Genomic DNA, 261 nt, shown 5'->3' on the forward strand with positions numbered 1-261 from the left:
GACCCAGATGCGGTGGGTTCGTTCGGCGCGCTTGGATAACCTCAGCATTTCGATCCAGTAATCATCGAGGTCTTCGAGCGATGCCAGCCGGCGCATCGCGGCAACGGTCAGTTCAGACTGCCGGCCGATGACTTCAAGCTGTTCGGAGGCCCGGGCCGAGATGCCGGTGAGCCGGTACAGGGTGACCACCTCCGCAGCGGCATCCAGATTCTCCATTGCCGACATCAGGATGAGGGAAAGGTCATACAGATCCTCGCGGGG

At 61.3% G+C, this 261-nt stretch carries 1 pseudogene; it reads right to left on the reverse strand.

Annotation, left to right across the window (positions count from 1 at the left end):
* A pseudogene (locus SB754_RS21080) lies at positions 1 to 261 on the reverse strand (nuclease PIN); the annotation flags it as partial.

The sequence above is a fragment of the Leifsonia sp. SIMBA_070 genome (assembly GCF_046534635.1).
GTDB lineage: Bacteria > Actinomycetota > Actinomycetes > Actinomycetales > Microbacteriaceae > Leifsonia.